This window comes from Microbispora bryophytorum (genome assembly GCF_006874465.1).
GTDB classification, from domain to species: Bacteria; Actinomycetota; Actinomycetes; order Streptosporangiales; family Streptosporangiaceae; genus Microbispora; species Microbispora bryophytorum.
Genome location: NZ_VIRL01000005.1, coordinates 278388 through 296038 on the forward strand (window position 1 = coordinate 278388; position 17651 = coordinate 296038).

Here is a 17651-nt window from a genome sequence, read left to right on the forward strand (position 1 = left end):
ACCCGGGACGTCCACCGCGGAACGAAAGCGGGTGCCCTGCCTCGCCTCGTCCCATCGGTTGGTCAGGGCACGGCGTCGTGCCGGGTGTGCCCGCCTTCGTTGTCCCAGCCGGCCAGGCTCAGCTCCTGCTCGGCGGGGCCCTCGGCGGGGCTGTCGTGGTCTGCGGCGGCGAGGATGTCACCGGGACGGGTACGGCCCCGGCACCGGGTGGCCATGGTGAGCGCCTTACCGGCGGCGGCGGGTGTGGTCTCGGGCGGGATGACGAGCAGGTTGAGGTATTCCATCCCCCAGGTGATCAGGGTGACCACGTGGGCGTCGATGGTGCGGAACCAGCCCACTTTGACCTGGCGTCCGGGGGCGGCGATGCGGCGCGGGATGTTGTCCCAGGTATCGATGTGCAGGCCCACGCGCAGGACCCGCCGCTCCAGGTGCTGGTCGATGGCGGCGATCAGGGCGGGCAGTTCCGCGCCGGCGTCGTAGCTGGCGGGCCACCATGCGCCGTCCACCGCGCCCCGGCGTTGCAGGTCGGGATCCAAGCTGAGCCGTACCTGCTCAGGACCGGTCATGAGGAAGGCTCGCGGCGTCGTGCAGCCAGGCGCGCCGGGGTCGGCCAGCGTACGTCACGGACCCAGCCGAACCTTTCCAGCAGCCGGATCAGCCGGGCGGAGATGTCGATCTGCCCCGGCAGCACGCCGTGGCGGGCGCAGGTGGGGTCGGCGTGGTGGCCGTTGTGCCAGCTCTCGCCGAACGACACGATCGCCAGCGGCCAGAAGTTCGCGGCCCGGTCCCCGGCCCGGGTCTTCAGCGGCCGCTCGCCGAAGACGTGGCAGATGGAGTTGATCGACCAGGTGACGTGGTGCAGCAGCGCGATCCGCACCAGCGAGCCCCAGAAGAACGCGGTCACCGCGCCCCGCCAGGTGCCGGTGGCCAGCAGGCCGATCACGGGTGGCAGCAGCAGAGAGGCCGCGACCAACGGCCCGAACAGCCGATCCACGCGACGAATGTCGCCGTCGTTGAGCAGGTCCTTGGCGAAATGCTCCGGGTTGGTGCGATCACGCCCGAGCATCCAGCCGACATGCGCGAACAGCAGCCCTTTGGCCAGGCCGCGCACGCTGCAGCCGTAGCGCCAGGGTGAGTGCGGATCGCCGTCATGGTCGGCGAAGGCGTGATGGCGCCGGTGGTCGGCCACCCACCCGATGACCGAGCCCTGCACCGCCAGCGTCCCCGCCACGGCCAGGCCGATCCGGAGCCACCGCCGGGCTTTGAAAGCACCGTGCGTGAGATAGCGGTGAAAGCCCACCGTGACGCCGAGCCCGGTCAGGACGTAAGCCGTGGCGGCGATCGCCACGTCGGTCCAGCTGAGCCCCCACTCCCAGGCCACCGGAATGGCTGCGGCCAGTGCCGCGAACGGCACCAGGACGAACACCCACAACGCGGCCACCGCCGCGGTCGGTTTACGCCCCTCGGTCAGCGGCACCGCGCCGGCGCGCGAGACCGGCATCGGACGCGACCGGGCGCTGGACACTGGGGTGAGCCCCTCTGAGATGCGGGACCATCGCAGGATCGGCATGTCATCCCCCTTTCCGGGGGTAAGCCGGTGTGGCGAGTCCGCCTCAAGGGCGGGATGCCGTCATTACCGGACATTCTCACCCTAGCACCAAAATTCCGATATTTTGTGATATCAGAAGTAGGATTGAGAGCCTACTTCTCATGTCGCCGTCCTGGGCCCCACTCAGACCCAGGCAACGACTTCCGATATCGCGAGGGGATTCGAGTGGGACGACGGCACCAGGCGACACCCGGCGCGTTCACCGCGGTCCACGCCGCCTACGCCACCGCGCTGCAGCGGGCGCCGCTGGACGGCGACACCCGACGCGCCTACGACTCCCGGGTCCGCGCCTTCCTCACCTGGCTGGAGGCCAGCGACCTGGACGGCGACCCGCTCACCGACACCCACGACCGCGACTTCGCTGTCCGCAGCTACAAAACCCACATGAAGACCGTCCTCGGCCGCAAAGCCAACACCGTCAACGCCCACCTCACCGCCCTGGACCACTTCTTCACCCAGCTCGGCCTCGGCCCCGCCGCGGTGCGCCGTGACGACGCCCCCAAAATGGCCCCCCGCGCCCTGGACGCCCGTCAGCAAAAACGATTCCTCCGCGCTGTCGGACGACGGCCCCTGGCCCGCGACCGCGCCATCGGCCGGCTGCTGTTCTACTCCGGCCTGCGCATCGCCGAACTCGCCGCCCTGGACGACACCGACGTCCCCCTGTCCGCCCGCCAAGGCAAGGTCGTCGTCCGCTTCGGCAACGGCGAGACCTCACGCGAGATCCCGCTCCTGGACACCACCGCCCGCGCCTCCATCGCCCAATGGCGCGCCGAACGCGCCACCTGGCCCGGCGCCCACACCCCCGCGCTCTTCCTCAACCGCCGCGGCCGGCGCCTCACCACCCGCGCCGTCGACCACCTTATGGACGAACTCGCCACCGACGCCGACATCGTCGACGAAGCCGGCGCCCCCGCCCTGTCCGCCCACACCCTCCGCCACACCCTGGCCACCAACCTGCTCCGCGCCGGCGTCGACATCGCCGTCGTCGCCGAAATCCTCGGCCACGCCCGACTCGACACCACCCGCCGCTACACCCTCCCCACCCACCCCGACCTCGAACACGCCCTGAGCCACCTCCCCACCGACCAGTAGTCAGATCGACCCGGCTCCGGCGCTGTCGCCCCAGTAAGCCTCAACGGCCCGGGTCAGGCGCCGACGTAGGCCGCGAGGTGCTGGCCGGTGAGGGTGGAGCGGGCGGCGACGAGGTCGGCCGGCGTGCCTTCGAAGACGATGCGGCCGCCGTCGTGACCGGCGCCGGGACCCAGATCGATGATCCAGTCGGCGTGTGCCATGACCGCCTGGTGGTGCTCGATCACGATGACCGACTTGCCGGAGTCGACCAGCCGGTCCAGCAGCCCGAGCAGTTGCTCGACGTCGGCCAGGTGGAGGCCGGCGGTCGGCTCGTCGAGGACGTAGACGCCGCCCTTGTCGGCCATGTGGGTGGCCAGCTTGAGCCGCTGCCGCTCGCCGCCGGACAGCGTGGTGAGCGGCTGGCCGAGGGTGAGGTAGCCGAGCCCGACGTCGGCGAGGCGGTCGAGGACGGCGCGCGCGGCGGGCGTGCGCGCCTCGCCGGAGCCGAAGAACTCCTGGGCCTCGGCCACCGGCATCGCGAGCACCTCGCTGATGTCGCGCCCGCCGAGCTTGTGCTCCAGCACCGCCGCCTGGAACCGCTTCCCCTCGCACTCCTCGCAGGTGGTGGAGACCCCCGCCATCATCGCCAGGTCGGTGTAGATGACGCCGGCGCCGTTGCAGGCGGGGCAGGCGCCCTCGGAGTTGGCGCTGAACAGCGCCGGCTTCACCCCGTTGGCCTTCGCGAACGCCTTGCGGATCGGGTCGAGCAGTCCGGTGTACGTCGCCGGGTTGCTGCGCCGCGAGCCGCGGATGCCGCCCTGGTCGACCGACACCACACCGGCGCCGCCGGGGACCGAACCGTGGATGAGCGAGCTCTTGCCCGACCCGGCGACTCCGGTGACGACGACGAGCACCCCGAGCGGGATGTCGACACCGACGTCGCGCAGGTTGTTCGCCGTCGCGCCGCGGATCTCCAGCGTGCCGGTGGGCGTGCGCACGCTCTCCTTGAGTGCGGCCCGGTCGTCGAAATGGCGGCCGGTGATCGTTCCGCTGGCCCGCAGCCCCTCGACGGTGCCCTCGAAGCAGACCGTGCCGCCCGCCGTGCCGGCGCCGGGGCCGAGGTCCACGACGTGGTCGGCGATCGCGATCATCTCCGGCTTGTGCTCCACCACCAGCACCGTGTTGCCCTTGTCCCGCAGCCGCAGCAGCAGGTCGTTCATCCGCTGGATGTCATGAGGGTGCAGGCCCGTCGTGGGCTCGTCGAAGACGTAGGTGACGTCGGTGAGCGAGGAGCCGAGGTGGCGGATCATCTTGACGCGCTGCGCCTCGCCGCCGGACAGCGTGCCCGACGCACGGTCGAGGGACAGGTATCCCAGCCCGATCTCCACGAACGAGTCGAGGAGCTGCCGCAACGTGGTGACCAGCGGCGCGATCGACGGCTCGTCGAGGCCGCGCACCCAGTCGGCCAGGTCGCTGATCTGCATCGCGCAGGCGTCGGCGATGCTGATCTGCTTGATCTTCGACGACCGGGCGGCCTCGCTGAGCCGGGTGCCGCCGCACTCGGGGCAGGTCGTGAACGCGACCGCCCGCTCCACGAACGCCCGGACGTGCGGCTGCAACGCCTCCTTGTCCTTGGACAGCATCGACTTCTGGATGCGTGGGATCAGGCCCTCGTAGGTGAGGTTGATGTTGTCGACCTTGATCTTGGTCGGCTCCTTGTAGAGCAGGTCGTGGAGCTCGGTCGTGGTGAAGTCACGGATCGGCTTGTCCGGGTCGAAGAAACCGGAGCCGCCGAAGATGCGGCCGTACCAGCCGTCGACGCTGTAGCCGGGGATCGTGAGCGCGCCCTCGTTGAGCGACTTGGAGTCGTCGTACAGCTGGGACAGGTCGATGTCGGAGGTCCGGCCCAGGCCCTCGCAGCGCGGGCACATGCCGCCGGTGACGGTGAACTCGCGCCGCTCCTTCACGGTCTTGCCGCCGCGCTCGAACTTGACCGCGCCCGCTCCGCTGATCGAGGCCACATTGAAGGAGAACGCCTGGGGCGAGCCGATGTGGGGCCGGCCGAGCCTGCTGAACAGGATGCGCAGCATCGCGTTGGCGTCGGTGACGGTGCCGACCGTGGAGCGGGGGTTGGGGCCCATCCGCTCCTGGTCGACGACGATCGCGGTCGTCAGCCCGTCGAGCACGTCGACCTCGGGCCGTGCCAGCGTCGGCATGAAACCCTGCACGAACGCGGAGTAGGTCTCGTTGATCAGCCGCTGCGATTCGGCGGCGATCGTACTGAACACCAGTGAGCTCTTGCCCGAACCCGAGACACCGGTGAACACCGTCAGCCGGCGCTTGGGGATCTCGATGCTGACGTCCTTGAGGTTGTTCTCGCGCGCGCCGTAGACGCGGATCAGATCGTGGGTGTCGGCAACGTGCAGCGCGGGGGACTGCGCATCCGTCCTGGTGGTCATGCTTATCGTGTTCTCCATGTGTTCAGGCGGGGGCCGCCTCAGCGGTCTCCGTCGGCGTCGCCAGGCTCGATCCAAGCAGCTTCGAGCGGTACGTGTGGTTCTCCGTCTGGTTCTCGTGCCGGCGTGGGGGACGCGGACCCGGCGGCGCGGCCGGTCAGCGCAGCTCGTTGATCCGGATCAGGTTGCCGGCGGGATCGCGGAAGGCGCAGTCGCGGACCCCGTACGGCTGCTCGATCGGCTCCTGCACCACCTCGGCGCCGTGGGCCGCCAGCCGCTCGAAGAGGCCGTCGAGGTCCTCGGCGGACAGTGTGATCATGGCGTAGGTGCCCTTGGCCATCATCTCGGCGATGGTTCGGCGCTCGTCGTCGGTGATGCCGGGGTTGCCGCCCGGCGGGTAGAGGACGATGGACGTGCCGGGCTGGTTGACGGGGCCGACGGTGATCCAGCGCATCCCGCGGTAACCGGCGTCGCCCCGGACCTCGAACCCGAGGACGTCGCGGTAGAAGGCCAGCGCCGCGTCGGGGTCGTCGTGCGGGAGGAAGGCCGAGTGAATGGTGACGTCCATGGCAGTCACGCTAGCTGCGGCTCGGTGGCGCGCGCTTCTCGATTCCTGACGGGCCTGGTCACCTGTTTCGCCAGGCACGGCGGCATCCCGGCCGTCCCGCTCGCCGCCTGGCGCCGGTAGGTGCTGGGGGGCACACCGACCAGTTCGGTGAAGCGGGTGCTGAAGGTGCCCAGCGACGAACAGCCGACCGCGAAACAGACCTCGGTGACGCTCATGTCGCCACGGCGCAGCAGCGCCATCGCGCGCTCGATCCGCCGCGTCATCAGATAGCTGTACGGCGACTCCCCGTAGGCGAGGCGGAACTGGCGGCTGAGGTGCCCGGCGGACACGTTCACGCCCCGGGCGAGCGCCTCGACGTCCAGCGGCTGGGCGTACTCCCGGTCGATCCGGTCGCGGACTCGGCGCAGCAGCGCGAGATCACGCAGGTACTGTGCCGGGGCGGGTTTGCTGCTCACGCGAGAAGCGTACGTCCTGCCACCGACAATCCGGCGTGCCGGGCGACGTGCACCTGCCTCCTGACCTGCGGCGCGGCCGGCTCACCGCGGCTCGCCCCGACGCCACCCCATCAGACGGACCCGAACGTCCGCGTGCGGCCCATGGCATGCGGAGATCACTCAGGTGCTCGGCGACCCGGCCGCCACCATGGTTCAGTAGCCGATGGCTTCGCGGAGCAGCAGGACGGTGCCGCGCCCGGGGTGAGGTTCCGCGTTGAGGATGAGCAGGCGGTTGAGGGCACTGGGCTGCCCGTAGGCCTTCATGGCGCGCTCGTTCTCCAGCGGAAGGCAGTGGTCTTCGACGCGCCGCAGCGCGGTGCCCAGGTCGGGCACCACCTTCTGCGCCCCGACGATCCAGATCGCGCGGGCCGCGGCGCCCGAGTAGCCCGCCAGCTGGCTTCCGCTGGCCGAGGCGGCCACAAGGGATCCGGTCTCGGTGACCGCGGCGACGCTGCCCACGACGACGTCCGGGCAGGCGATCATCCGCCAGATCTCGCCCAATTGGGTGGCCCGGTCCATGGTCGTGCTGCGTGCCTTGACGGACGCGTATCGCCCGCTGCCGTTGATGTCCTCATCGATGCCGGACAGGCGTAGGGTCTCGCTGGCGCCGGTGAAGACGCTGGCGCCCTCGGGTATCAGCTCTTTGACGCGGGTGCGCGCGGCGGCGGCGTCGTCGAGGATCTCGACGGTGAACCCATGCGCGGTGAGCGCAGCGGCCGCCCGCTCCAGGCGCGGCGCGGGCGCCGGGTCGGCGAAGGGCGCCGCCGGCATCGAGGTAGTCATGATGTCTGAACTTCCTGTTCGCTGGATGACGTGTGTTCGTCTCAGCGGTCCGACAACACAGCCCCCTGGAATGTGAGGCGGCGCACCGGCCTCACATTCCGGTGCGCCGCCTTGTCGAACCGGTGAGGGAAGACGCGACCGAGGGAGCCGTCGGCACCATGACCACCCAATCCCGGCCGGGACACGGCCGGCCCGATCCCGGCCTGGACGCGATCACGAGCGAGCGGGGCCAACTGATCAACATCGCCTACCGGCTCCTGGGCTCCCTGGCCGAGGCCGAGGACGCCGTCCAGGAGACCTACGCCCGCTGGTATGCCATGTCGCCGCAGCAGCAGGACGCCATCCGATCTCCCGGCGCCTGGCTGACGACGGTCGCCGGTCGTATCTGCCTCAACCTGCTCGGCTCCGCCCGGGCCCGGCGAGAGACCTACGTGGGCGAGTGGATCCCCGAGCCGCTCCCCGAACGTACGGAGCGGAGCACCGGCCGGCCGGGCGGCGCCACTGTCGACCCGGCCGACCGGGTCACCCTGGACGAGTCGGTCAACCTGGCCTTCCTGGTCGTGCTCGACTCGATGACCCCGGCCGAGCGCGTCGCGTTCATCCTGCACGACGTCTTCTGCCACTCGTTCGCCGAAGTGGCCGAGATCGTCGGCCGCACCCCGGCCGCGTGCCGTCAGCTGGCCTCCTCGGCCCGCCGCCGCATCCGGGCCTCGCAGCCTTCCGCGACTCCGGCGGCCCATCGGGCCGGCATCGTCAGGGACTTCAAGCAGGCGTGGGAGGCCAAGGACATCGACGCCCTCATCGGCCTGCTCGACCCCGACGCCACGGCGATCGCCGACGGCGGCGGCCTCGCCGTCACCTTCCTGCGCCCCATCGAAGGCGGCGAGCAGATCGCGCACGCCTGGATCGAGATCGCCCGCAGGAGGACCGGCGCCATGACGTTCCTGGAACGTACGGTCAACGGTCAGCCGGGCCTGGTGGCTCAGCAAGACGGCGTCACCGTGACGGTGTACGCCTTCGACGTCGCGGGCGACCGGATCAGGCGCATCTGGGTAGTACGCAACCCCGAGAAACTCCGTCGCTGGACGACGGGCTGACCCGCGTCTCCACGCCACCGGTCCGCTGACCGCCGCTACCCGACACCTTCAAGGGAGCAGGAACGAGGCCGGGCTCGATTCTCCACCTGCCCTCACCGCGAGGCGACCCCCTGATCGGCCGGTGAAGGGAGACCGGCCGCCTCGGAGGCGGCGCTCGCGTACAGCATCTCGCGCAGGCCCGGGAGCGCCTCGCGGTCGGCCCTCCACACCAGGCGCAGGCTCAGGCCGGGGACGTCGAACGCGAGCCGGGCGAGGGCGCCGGCGGCGACCCCGTCGGCGACCGCGAACCACGGCAGCAGCGTCATCCCGAGGCCGCGCTCCGCCCACGCCCGCATGACGGGCACGCCGCCCGCCCGCACCCGCTCCACCCGGTCGCCCAGCAGGCGCTCCCCCGCCAGCCAAAACGAGCACGCGGGCACGTTGACCAGCAGCCGCCGGCCGTACAGGTCCTCCTTGCGCAGGCGGGACGCGCCGGCCAGCGGATGGTCCGGCGCGGCGACAAGCGCGAGCGGCACAGGACCGAGATCGAGGAAGGCCAGCGGCGCGGCCGGCGCGCCGAAGCCGAGCCCGCCCAGATCGTTCCCGGTGTCGAGCAGCAGCGCCGCGTCGAGGTCCGCGGCGGCGACCGCGTCCATGAGACGGTCGCGGGCGCCGTCCGACCGCACCTCCACCACGAGGTCGGGACGGCGCTCGGCCAGCCGGGCCAGGACCGCGGGCACGTGCACGACCGCAATCGTCTCCAGGGCGCCGAGCCGCAGCACCAGGCGGGTCTCCTGAACGTCGCGCCGGGCCTGGTCGGCCTGGTCGAGCAGCCGGCGCGCCCAGCCGCGCAGGCGCTCGCCCGCCGCGGTCAAGCGCATCCCCCGCGGACCCCGCTCGAACAGTGCGACTCCGAGGTCCCGTTCCAGGGTCCTGATCTGCTCCGACACCGACGACGGCGCGAGATCCAGGGCGACGGCGGCGTCGGTGACCGTCCGGTGTGCCACAACCGCCTCGAAGGTGCGCAACTGCCGCAGTTCCATGCCGCACCGAACAGGCCGGGAGCGTTCGGTTATTCCGAACGCCGCCTGCGGCCCGGGCGGTGGAGCCCTTTGGCGTCCGACGCCACAGTGACCCCCAGTTCGTCTACCTCCTGGAGATCCTTGTGACGTCGACTTCTTCCGCCGCTCCCCCGGCGGCGCCCGCCCGGGCCCGCGCGCTGACCGGGATCGCGCTCGGCTATTTCATGGTGCTGCTCGACACCACCGTCCTGTCGGTGGCCGAGCCCGACCTCGCCCGGTCCTTCGGCGGCGCGGGCGTCGCGGGGCTGCAGTGGACCGTGACCGGCTACACCCTCGTGTTCGGCGCCGCGCTGCTGACGGCCGGGTCGGTGGCCGACCGGTACGGCGCGCACCGCGTGTTCCAGGCGGCCGTAGCCGCCTTCGGCCTCGGCAGCCTGCTGAGCGCGTTCGCGCCGTCGCTGTGGGCGCTCGTCGGCCTGCGGGCGCTGCTCGGCCTGGCCGCGGCGGGCTGCGTACCCGCATCGATGGCGATGATCGCCCGGTTGTACCCGGTGCCCGCCGAGCGGGCCAAGGCCGTCGCCGTCTGGGCGGCGACCAGCGGTGCCGCGCTCGTGGCCGGTCCGGTGGCCGGCGGGGCGCTGACCGACCTGGCGGGCTGGCGGGCGATCTTCCTGATCAACGCCCCGCTCGCCGCCGTCACCCTCGCGCTCACGGCCGGAGCCGCCGTACGCTGCCCGCGCGGCGACCGGCGTATCGACTGGGCCGCCCAGATCCTGGCCTGCGCGGCCGTGGCGCTGCTCACCGACACGCTGATCGCGCTCGGCGCCCACTCCTTCGTCCACGCCGCATGGTCGGCGGGCGCCACGGCCGTGGCGGTGTGCGCCTTCGCCGTACGCGAGCGGCACGGCCACATGCCGGTCCTGGCGCCCGCCGTGCTGCGGAGGCCCGGCGTCCCCGGCGCACTGCTGGCGGGGGCGGCGGTCAACTTCGCGATGAGCGGGGTGCTGTTCGTGCTGCCGCTGCTCTTCCAGCAGGCGCTGGGCCTGACGCCGGGGCAGATCGGGGCGGCGCTGCTGCCCATGACGCTGCCCTTCGCGGTCAACCCGCTGCTGACCGGCAGAATCGTCGCCAGGTCCGGGCCACGGCCGCCGGTGCTGGCAGGGCTCGGCCTGCTCACGGCGGGCGGTGTCGCGTTCGGCGCGGCCGTCTGGGCGGGCGCCTCCTACCCGCTCCTGCTGACCGGGCTGGTGGCCACCGGCCTCGGTGTCTCGTCCGCGCTGCCCGCCCTGGCCACCCTGGTCGTGACCTCGGCTCCCGAAGGCGCCGCCGGCCTGGCCGGTGGGCTGCTCAACGCGGCCCGGCAGTGCGGCGCCACGATCGGCGTCGCCGTGACGGGCGCGTTCGTGACCGTCGGCGTTCCCGATCAGGGACACCACGGCGCGGCGTACGCGCTGATCGCGCCGGCCGTGGTCTGCGCCGCGGCGGCCGTCGCCGTCGCACGGCCGGCCCGTCGCCCGGCCCGATGAGGCGCGACCGACGAACGCTCGGCGTGATGGTCTCGGGCGCGTTCATCTCTTTTTCCGTCGCCCGGCCGGGGGCGTACCCCGTTGACCCGGGCTCTCGCGGGAATGGGACGCGGTACGGCCGCGGGTGAGCGGCCTCGCATGCCCGACTGCCTAGACCGGAGGACGAGGTTTGGGAAGGCCCCGTGGTCATGAGGTCAGAGATCGACTATGAGGTGGTGTTCAGGACCGGCCCGGCCCTGTCGGCGGTGCTGACGCCCACCCTCGTCATCGTCGCCGTGAACGACGCCTTCCTGGAGGTGAGCGGGCACCGCCGGGAGGACCTGCTGGGCCGCGACCTCTTCGACGTCTTCCCGCCCAACCCCGCCGCGCCGGAGGACTCCGAGCAACAGGGTGCGCAGATGCTGCGAACGTCCCTGGAGCAGGTGATGACCACCCGCCGCCGGGACTTCATGCCTCTGCAGAGGTACGACGTCGAGATGGCGGACCGGCCCGGCGTGTTCGAGGAGCGGTACTGGAGCACGGTCAACACGCCCGTGCTCGGCTCGCACGGCGAAGTGCGGTGCATCCTCCTCATCTGTGAGGAGGTCACCGACTTCGTCCGCGCACTGCGGCGCTCTGGCGCGGCCTGCGAACAGGACTCCCTGGCCCTGCAGCTACAGACCCTCAACGACCAGCTCAGGCGGGCGCATCGGGAGCAGTGCGAGACGACCTCCGCCCTGAGCGAGGCCATCGAACGGCAGCGGCGGCTGGTCCAGGACGCCTCACATGACCTGCGCAACCCCATCGCGGGCCTGCTCACCGAGTTGCAGGTCGCGCTGTCCGATCCCGGCATCGACCTGCAGACAATCTTGCGCAAGCTGGTGCGGGACGCAGAACGGCTCAACGACATCGTGACCGACCTGCTCGCCCTCGCCCGGGTGAACAGCGAGACGCGCGAGAGTGAGCGTCTGATCGAACTCGCCGTGTTCGTCGGCGAGGAGCTCGATCGCCGCACTCCGGGCACCCCCGTCCTCAGCCGCCTCGATCCGCACGTGTGCGTACGCGCCTCGGTTATCCGCCTGGCCCGCCTGCTGGGCAATCTGCTGACCAACGCCGAGCGGCACGCCCACACCAAGATCGAGGTAGTGGTCACCGCCGACCCTCCCGACGCCGTCCTCGAGGTCCTCGACGACGGGCTGGGCATCCCGCCGGAGGACCGCGAACGCGTTTTCGAGCGCCGCTACCGCCGGGAGGAGGCCCGCGTGCGGGATCCCGGCGGGTCGGGGCTCGGCCTGTCCATCGCCCGGGAGATCGCCCAGGAGCACGGTGGCCGGCTGTATGCCGCCGAACACCACGGCGGAGCCCGCTTCGTCCTGCGTCTCCCCCTCGCCACCGAGCGATACCGCTCAAACCCGACGGCCGGCGACGGTGCATGCCGCCCGATCTAGGATCGGGTCATGCCCTTGACCGTGGACGACGTCGACCGGTTCGAGGCCTCCAGGCCGCGCCTGCAGGCCATCGCCTACCGCCTTCTCGGCTCCGCAGGTGAGGCCGAGGACGCCGTGCAGGAGACGTTCCTGCGCTGGCAGGCCACCGACGTCGACCACATCGAGGTCCCCGAGGCCTGGCTGACGAAGGTCCTCACCAACCTGTGCCTCAACCAGCTCACCTCCGCGCGGGCGCGCCGCGAGACCTACGTGGGCCAGTGGCTCCCCGAGCCGCTGCTCGCCGGGGACCCGCTGCTCGGCCCGGCCGACACCGCCGAGCAGCGCGAATCGGTCTCGTACGCGGTCCTCACACTCATGGAGCGCCTGTCGCCCAACGAGCGGGCGGTGTACGTGCTGCGAGAGGCCTTCGACTACCCGCACCGGGAGATCGCCGAGATCCTCGACATCACCGAGGCCGCCAGCCAGCAGATCTTCCACCGCGCCAAGAAGCACGTCTCCGACGGCAAGGCCCGCACCGCGACCGACGAGGCCGCCGCCCGGCGCATCGTCGAGGAGTTCCTCACGGCCGCGACCACCGGCCGGATCGAGTCGCTCGTACGCCTGCTCACCGAGGACGCCGTCGCGGTCGGCGACGGCGGCGGGAAGATCCCGGCCCGTGCCAAGGCGTTCCAGGGCGCCGTCGCGGTCGCGAAGTTCCTGCGAGGCCTGTTCAAACCGGCCGAGGTCAAGCGCGCCCTGGTCGGCGGTTCGCCCGAGGTCTACATCTGGACCGCCAACGGCGAGCCCGCCGTCGTGGTCGTCGTGGACGGCCGGGTCGTCGGGGTCATGTGCCTGGAGGTCACCGCCGGAGGCATCTCCGCGGTCCGCAGCCAGGTCAATCCCGACAAGCTCGAACGCGCGACCGCGCAGTGGGCGGCCGCCGACCACGGGGAGCCGCTGCTCAGGTGGTCCGAGGAGTAAAGCGGCCGCTGCGGCCCGCGCACCTACGCGAGCCGGCGCGTTGAGTGAGCGTGAACGTCACGCGCGGATTGGCAAATCTGGAAGCACGTACTAATGTCGTGCCACATAATGAAGGACGTAAATACCTACGAAAGCGACTCTGACGGCCTCCTCTACGATCCCCGGGTCAGGGCCGCGATGACCCAGTTCACCGACACCGACAACGATCTGCTCACCTTCGAGGCGGGTGCCGCCGTCCGCACCGCCAACCTTGCGGTCGAGCGCATGCGGGCCCACGGCTCCCAGGGACGAGGGGCCAGCGCGGGCGCGCTCGACCTGCTGATCCGCCTCAACGGCAGCGAGCACGGCATCAGCATCGGCGAGCTGGCCCGGACCGCTGGGGTCAGCTCCCGCAACGCCACCGGCTTGGTCGACACGCTGGAGCACGACGGGCTGGTCCGCCGGGTCCCCGACCCGAAGGACCGGCGTTCGGTTCTGGCCGAGATCACACCTGCCGGGCGGGCGTGGATGAAGGCGTTCCGCAAACCGTCGCAGCTTGCCATGCGGGCGATGTTCCACGGCTTCGCCCCTGAAGAGCTGGTCGTTCTGCGCGACCTGTGCCTGCGGCTGGCCGCCAACCAGCATCGCCTCGCCGACCGTCTGCGCCAGACCGGACAGCAGCCGTGATCACGGCCGCTCAGGAACAGACCCGTCGCACCGCGCGCCGAAGAAGACGCCGGCCACGGGTGGCGTCCCCTGCCTGCCGCCGAGGAACCGCCCCATCCCGAGAGGAGTCCCCCACCTCATGGCCTCCATCCGCCACGAGATCGTCATCGACGCGTCCCCTGAGCACATCTGGGATGTGCTGCGCGACGTCGGAGCCGTACACGAGCGCCTGCTGCCGGGCCGTGTCACGAAAACCCGGCTGGAAGGCGACCAGCGGTTCCTGACCTTCCCTGACGGGCACGTCATCCGCGAGCTGATCGTCGCGATCGATGACGATTCCCGCTGCTTGGCCTATTCGGTTGTTGACGGCGCGAGACCTCCGCTCGAGCACCACCACGCCTCATTCGAAGTTCGCCCGGAGGGCGACGAAGCGGGCCGGCTGATCTGGACCACCAACGTGCTGCCGCACACGCGCGCCACCGAGGTCCGCATTCGCGTCGAGCACGGCGCACGGGAGATGAAGCAGGCGATCGAGGCCGCGGCACGCGGCTGAGCCACCCACCCCTGGGAACCCCTTCGCAGTGTGAGGTGCTTCACACCGCGTTCCTGTCAGGAAACGGCGCGCCGCCCGGTTCAAGAGGCAAAACGCGCAAGACAGGAGCATGGGCATGCAGCACCGCATCATCGTCCTCGGAGGCGGATACACCGGAGCCATCGCCGCCGGGCGCCTGGCCAAGCGGCTCCGCCGCGAGGACGTCGCCATCACCCTCGTCAACGCCGAGCCCGATTTCGTCGAACGCGTCCGCATGCACCAGCTGGCGACCGGCCAGGACCTCAGGCCCCGGCCGTTCAGCGAGATGTTCGCGGGCACCGGCGTCGAACTGAGGCTCGCGAAGGTCACCCGCGTCGACGTCGACCGCAAGACCGTAACCGTCACCGACGCCGACGCGAACGGCGCCGATGTGACCGCGCCCGGGTCCGGCGCCGAAGAACTCGCCTATGACACGCTCGTCTACGCCCTCGGCAGCGGCTGGAACTCCCAGGCCGTCCCCGGGGCGGCCGAGCACGCCTACGAGATCGCCGGCCGGCCCGGAGCACTCCGGCTGCGCGAGCGCCTGACCCGCCTCGACGCCGGGCAGACCGTGGTCGTCGTCGGCGGCGGCCTCACCGGGCTGGAGTGCGCCACCGAAATCGCCGAAGCCCGGCCGGACCTCCACGCCTCCGTCGTCACCGACGGCGGACTCGGCGACTGGCTGTCGCCCAAGGGCCGTGAGCACCTGCGGAAGGTCTTGGGCACGCTCGGGATCACCGTGCACGAGCACACCACCGTCACCGGCGTCGAGGCCGAGCGCGTGCTCACCGCCGACGGCACGGCCGTCCCCGCCGCGGTCACCGTGTGGACCACCGGCTTCGCGGTCCATCCGATCGCCAAGGCCACGAGTCTGGAGGTCACCGGCACCGGCCAGATCGTGGTCGACGGGACCATGCGCTCGGTCTCCCACCCGGACGTGTACGCCATCGGCGACGCCGCCATGGCGATGGGCCCCGGGAACAAGCCGCTGCGCATGTCGTGCGCCTCGGGAACCCCGGCCGCCTGGCAGGCCGCCGACGCGATCGCGGCGCGCCTGACCGGCGGGAAGCTCCCGAACGCGCCGATCCGCTACTTCAACCAGTGCATCTCGCTGGGCCGGAAGGAGGGCTTGATCCAGTACGTCACCGCCGACGACCGCGCCGTCCGGGCGGTCCTGACCGGATGGCCGGCCGCCGTCTACAAGGAGCTGGTCTGCAAGGGCGCCGCCTGGGGCGTCGCCAACCCGACGCTCGGGCTGCCCACCCGGCGCCGCCGCGTCACGCGGCAGCCGGCCGCGGCGGGCTCGGCCGTCAAGGCGTCGGCGTAGCGCGAAGCAGGCGGCCGAAGCAGGTGACGGAGCAGACGACGGAGCAGGCCACAGGGCAGGCGACGGGGCGTCGTCACGGGCCGGGCGGGAGCTCGGGAGCCTCCGGTCGCAGCCGCAGCTCCGCGGCGACCGCGCGTTCGCGCAGCTGGGCCGCCTCGGCCCTGGCCACGTCGAGCTGCGCGCGCAGGTCGGCCAGCCGGGCCCGCTCCAGCGACAGCTCCGCCTGGATCCGCTCCCGCTCCGCCGTGGCGGCCCGGGCGTCCTGCTCCGCCCGAGCGGCCTCCGCGTCCGCCGCGCCGGCGCGCGCCTCGGCCTGCGCCCCCTCCGCGCGCAGCCTGGCGGCCTCCGCGACGACCTGCTCGCGGGCCGCCTCCGCCGCCTCGGCCCTGGCCAGCACCCGGTCACGCTCGTCGTGGGCCTGCGCCACGGCCCGGTCGCGTTCGGCCTCCGCCCGCGCGACCGCGCGGTCGCGTTCGGCCTCGGCCGCCTGCGCGCGGGCCAGCGCGGCGGCGCTGGACTGCTCGGCCTCGCGATGCGCGCGGCGGGCCAGCTCCGCCTCCGTCCGCGCCGTCCGCGCGTCGGCTTGCGCCGCGTCGCGTTCCTGAACGGCCTGCTCGGCCTGCTCCCGGGTCAGGCGGACCTCGGCCGCGGCCTGGTCCACCCGGTCGGCCAGTTCCCGTACGGCCTGCTCGCGGGCGGCCTCGGCGGTCTCGGCCCGGTGCACGGCCTGGTCGGCCTCCTGCCTGGCCCGGCGTTCCGTGCTCGCCGCCTCCCGGAGCGCGGCCAGGGCCTGCTCGCGGGCGGTCTCCGCGTCGGCGAAGGCGTTGTCCCGCTCGGCGTAGGCCTCCTCCGTCCGGCGGCGGGCCTCCTCCGCCTCCCGCCTGGCCTCCTCGGCGGCCTCGCGCGCCAGCCGTACCTGCTCCAGCGCCTGCTCGCGCTCGGCGCGGGCGATGGCGACACTCGTGTGCGCCTCCGCCTGGATCGCGCTCAGCTTCGCCTCGACCCCTGCCGGGCTCAGCTCCTGGGCGAGCACCTGCGCCAGCGGCTCGATCGCCGCCGCCAGGCCTTTCTCCATGCGTTCGTACAGGTCCTCCACGCGCGCCAGCGCGCCCTCCAGGCCCGGTGTGGCGCGGCGGAGCTCCCGCTCCCTCTTGGCCGCCGCCTGGCAGTCGCCGTCCGGGCAGTACTCCCGCGGCCTGCCCCGCCGGGCCGGCTGCTCGATGGGCGCACCGCAGTGCTTGCACGCGGTGACGGTCACGGAGGTCTTCACGGAGGCCCAGCGTAGCGATTTATCGAATTTCTGGAAATAGAAAACAGAAAAGAAGATCCGTTGCGCGCCGATGCCACTCGGATAGCTTGTGAGAAGGGTAATTCCCGCAAGCTATCGAACCGAGCGGTCTCCCCCGTCTCCGGCGGGTTCAACACGAGCCCAGGTTGGGCGGGACGGCATGCCCAAGTGGCGGAACCGGCCGCTGGACGCCGTCTACCGGTGGTGCTCATTCACATCGGCAAGTCGGATACCGCCCGGGTCGCTTCGTTTCCGTCGCTGGACAGGTGCTCGACTGCGCCGAGGAAGTCGTGGAAGGCCTGGTCGGTGCGGGTGGTGTCGCCGGTGGCATCGAGGTCCATGAGGAGACCACGGATGACGGCGAGAACGAGCGTCGCGAGATCCGGGCGACCGATGCTGCGCAGGCCGTCCTCGAGCGGGCCGAGCCAGTCGGTCGTCGCGGTGCGCCGGAAGTTGGGCCACAACTTCTGCTCCGCGCTCTCGCGCAGCTGACCGAACATCCGCAGGTACGGCTGCCCGTCCGGGCCGGTGATGGAGGTCCAGGCGCGATACAGGGTGGCCGTGTACGGCTCGTCGGGTCGCACCCGCAGGAGGTCGCCGAATGTGTCGAGCTGACGTTGCCTCGCGCGCCCGTGGACGGCCCGCAGCAGGGCGTCGCGGGTGCCGAAGTGATAAATCAGCATCCGGGCTGAGGTGCCGGTGGCGGTGGCCAGCGGCTCGAGCCGGTCGGGGAGGCCATGCGCGAGGACGTGATCAGCGCAGGCATCGAGCAGCCTCTCCTTGATATGCGGTTCCGGTCGTCTGCCCACAACCCCACAATTTCACGTA

17 protein-coding genes are annotated in these 17651 nt (G+C 71.7%); 8 read left to right on the plus strand and 9 right to left on the minus strand.

Going from position 1 to position 17651, the window contains the following annotated elements; all coding sequences use genetic code 11:
- Positions 1-62 precede the first annotated feature (62 nt).
- Together FLX07_RS13285 and FLX07_RS13290 are read right to left on the minus strand one after the other, a co-directional pair.
- Positions 63-566 carry a DUF5994 family protein gene (locus tag FLX07_RS13285; RefSeq protein WP_142571050.1) on the minus strand — a complete coding sequence of 168 codons (504 nt, stop codon included), beginning with the start codon at positions 564-566 and terminating at the stop codon, positions 63-65.
- Positions 563-1570 (minus strand): acyl-CoA desaturase, encoded by a 1008-nt coding sequence (locus tag FLX07_RS13290; RefSeq protein WP_223853367.1) that lies wholly within the window; start codon positions 1568-1570, stop codon positions 563-565. Before FLX07_RS13290 ends, FLX07_RS13285 begins: the two co-directional genes overlap by 4 nt.
- A gap of 204 nt (positions 1571-1774) precedes the next feature.
- Between FLX07_RS13290 and FLX07_RS13295 the strand changes: the two genes are divergently transcribed.
- On the plus strand, positions 1775-2701 hold the full coding sequence (locus FLX07_RS13295; protein ID WP_142571051.1) for a tyrosine-type recombinase/integrase: 927 nt from the start codon (positions 1775-1777) through the stop codon (positions 2699-2701).
- A 53-nt stretch (positions 2702-2754) separates the two neighbouring features.
- On the opposite strand, the gene FLX07_RS13300 is transcribed toward FLX07_RS13295, so the two are convergent.
- The 4 genes from FLX07_RS13300 to FLX07_RS13315 form a co-directional block, all read right to left on the minus strand.
- Positions 2755-5139: an ATP-binding cassette domain-containing protein gene (locus FLX07_RS13300; protein ID WP_208762193.1), complete on the minus strand. Its 2385-nt coding sequence runs from the start codon at positions 5137-5139 to the stop codon at positions 2755-2757.
- A 154-nt stretch (positions 5140-5293) separates the two neighbouring features.
- Positions 5294-5704, minus strand: coding sequence for a VOC family protein (locus FLX07_RS13305; RefSeq protein ID WP_142571052.1), 411 nt, complete (start codon positions 5702-5704; stop codon positions 5294-5296).
- Between the two features lie 5 nt (positions 5705-5709).
- On the minus strand, positions 5710-6159 hold the full coding sequence (locus tag FLX07_RS13310) for a helix-turn-helix transcriptional regulator (RefSeq protein WP_142571053.1): 450 nt from the start codon (positions 6157-6159) through the stop codon (positions 5710-5712).
- Between the two features lie 192 nt (positions 6160-6351).
- Positions 6352-6981, minus strand: a complete 630-nt coding sequence (locus FLX07_RS13315) for an LUD domain-containing protein (protein ID WP_142571054.1) — start codon at positions 6979-6981, stop codon at positions 6352-6354.
- Between the two features lie 158 nt (positions 6982-7139).
- Here FLX07_RS13315 and sigJ point away from each other — a divergent pair, with 158 nt between their 5' ends.
- Positions 7140-8078, plus strand: coding sequence for an RNA polymerase sigma factor SigJ (gene sigJ, locus FLX07_RS13320; RefSeq protein ID WP_142571055.1), 939 nt, complete (start codon positions 7140-7142; stop codon positions 8076-8078).
- A 92-nt stretch (positions 8079-8170) separates the two neighbouring features.
- On the opposite strand, the gene FLX07_RS13325 is transcribed toward sigJ, so the two are convergent.
- Positions 8171-9100: a LysR family transcriptional regulator gene (locus tag FLX07_RS13325; protein WP_142571056.1), complete on the minus strand. Its 930-nt coding sequence runs from the start codon at positions 9098-9100 to the stop codon at positions 8171-8173.
- 122 nt (positions 9101-9222) lie between these two features.
- Between FLX07_RS13325 and FLX07_RS13330 the strand changes: the two genes are divergently transcribed.
- The 6 genes from FLX07_RS13330 (at position 9223) to FLX07_RS13355 (ending at position 15535) form a co-directional block, all read left to right on the plus strand.
- Positions 9223-10605 (plus strand): MFS transporter, encoded by a 1383-nt coding sequence (locus tag FLX07_RS13330; RefSeq protein ID WP_189104916.1) that lies wholly within the window; start codon positions 9223-9225, stop codon positions 10603-10605.
- A 188-nt stretch (positions 10606-10793) separates the two neighbouring features.
- Positions 10794-12032, plus strand: a complete 1239-nt coding sequence (locus FLX07_RS13335) for a PAS domain-containing sensor histidine kinase (protein WP_142571057.1) — start codon at positions 10794-10796, stop codon at positions 12030-12032.
- A 9-nt stretch (positions 12033-12041) separates the two neighbouring features.
- On the plus strand, positions 12042-12992 hold the full coding sequence (locus FLX07_RS13340) for an RNA polymerase sigma-70 factor (protein WP_142571058.1): 951 nt from the start codon (positions 12042-12044) through the stop codon (positions 12990-12992).
- Between the two features lie 108 nt (positions 12993-13100).
- Positions 13101-13658 (plus strand): MarR family winged helix-turn-helix transcriptional regulator, encoded by a 558-nt coding sequence (locus FLX07_RS13345; protein ID WP_142571059.1) that lies wholly within the window; start codon positions 13101-13103, stop codon positions 13656-13658.
- A gap of 118 nt (positions 13659-13776) precedes the next feature.
- Positions 13777-14190, plus strand: a complete 414-nt coding sequence (locus tag FLX07_RS13350; protein WP_142571060.1) for an SRPBCC family protein — start codon at positions 13777-13779, stop codon at positions 14188-14190.
- Between the two features lie 115 nt (positions 14191-14305).
- Entirely contained in the window at positions 14306-15535 is a 1230-nt protein-coding gene (locus FLX07_RS13355) for an NAD(P)/FAD-dependent oxidoreductase (RefSeq protein WP_142571061.1), read from the plus strand.
- A gap of 73 nt (positions 15536-15608) precedes the next feature.
- Here FLX07_RS13355 and FLX07_RS13360 read toward each other — a convergent pair whose 3' ends face one another.
- Both FLX07_RS13360 and FLX07_RS13365 read right to left on the minus strand, forming a co-directional pair.
- Positions 15609-16805, minus strand: coding sequence for a coiled-coil domain-containing protein (locus FLX07_RS13360; protein WP_142571062.1), 1197 nt, complete (start codon positions 16803-16805; stop codon positions 15609-15611).
- A gap of 230 nt (positions 16806-17035) precedes the next feature.
- Entirely contained in the window at positions 17036-17632 is a 597-nt protein-coding gene (locus tag FLX07_RS13365) for a TetR/AcrR family transcriptional regulator (protein ID WP_142571063.1), read from the minus strand.
- Positions 17633-17651 lie beyond the last annotated feature (19 nt).

What these genes read in the sequence shown, in the direction of transcription:
- FLX07_RS13285 (WP_142571050.1), bottom strand. Translation starts at nt 566, where the DNA reads ATGACCGGTCCTGAGCAGGTACGGCTCAGCTTGGATCCCGACCTGCAA.
- FLX07_RS13290 (WP_223853367.1), bottom strand. Translation starts at nt 1,570, where the DNA reads ATGCCGATCCTGCGATGGTCCCGCATCTCAGAGGGGCTCACCCCAGTG.
- FLX07_RS13300 (WP_208762193.1), bottom strand. Translation starts at nt 5,139, where the DNA reads ATGACCACCAGGACGGATGCGCAGTCCCCCGCGCTGCACGTTGCCGAC.
- FLX07_RS13305 (WP_142571052.1), bottom strand. Translation starts at nt 5,704, where the DNA reads ATGGACGTCACCATTCACTCGGCCTTCCTCCCGCACGACGACCCCGAC.
- FLX07_RS13315 (WP_142571054.1), bottom strand. Translation starts at nt 6,981, where the DNA reads ATGACTACCTCGATGCCGGCGGCGCCCTTCGCCGACCCGGCGCCCGCG.
- sigJ (WP_142571055.1), top strand. Translation starts at nt 7,140, where the DNA reads ATGACCACCCAATCCCGGCCGGGACACGGCCGGCCCGATCCCGGCCTG.
- FLX07_RS13325 (WP_142571056.1), bottom strand. Translation starts at nt 9,100, where the DNA reads ATGGAACTGCGGCAGTTGCGCACCTTCGAGGCGGTTGTGGCACACCGG.
- FLX07_RS13335 (WP_142571057.1), top strand. Translation starts at nt 10,794, where the DNA reads ATGAGGTCAGAGATCGACTATGAGGTGGTGTTCAGGACCGGCCCGGCC.
- FLX07_RS13340 (WP_142571058.1), top strand. Translation starts at nt 12,042, where the DNA reads ATGCCCTTGACCGTGGACGACGTCGACCGGTTCGAGGCCTCCAGGCCG.
- FLX07_RS13345 (WP_142571059.1), top strand. Translation starts at nt 13,101, where the DNA reads ATGAAGGACGTAAATACCTACGAAAGCGACTCTGACGGCCTCCTCTAC.
- FLX07_RS13350 (WP_142571060.1), top strand. Translation starts at nt 13,777, where the DNA reads ATGGCCTCCATCCGCCACGAGATCGTCATCGACGCGTCCCCTGAGCAC.
- FLX07_RS13355 (WP_142571061.1), top strand. Translation starts at nt 14,306, where the DNA reads ATGCAGCACCGCATCATCGTCCTCGGAGGCGGATACACCGGAGCCATC.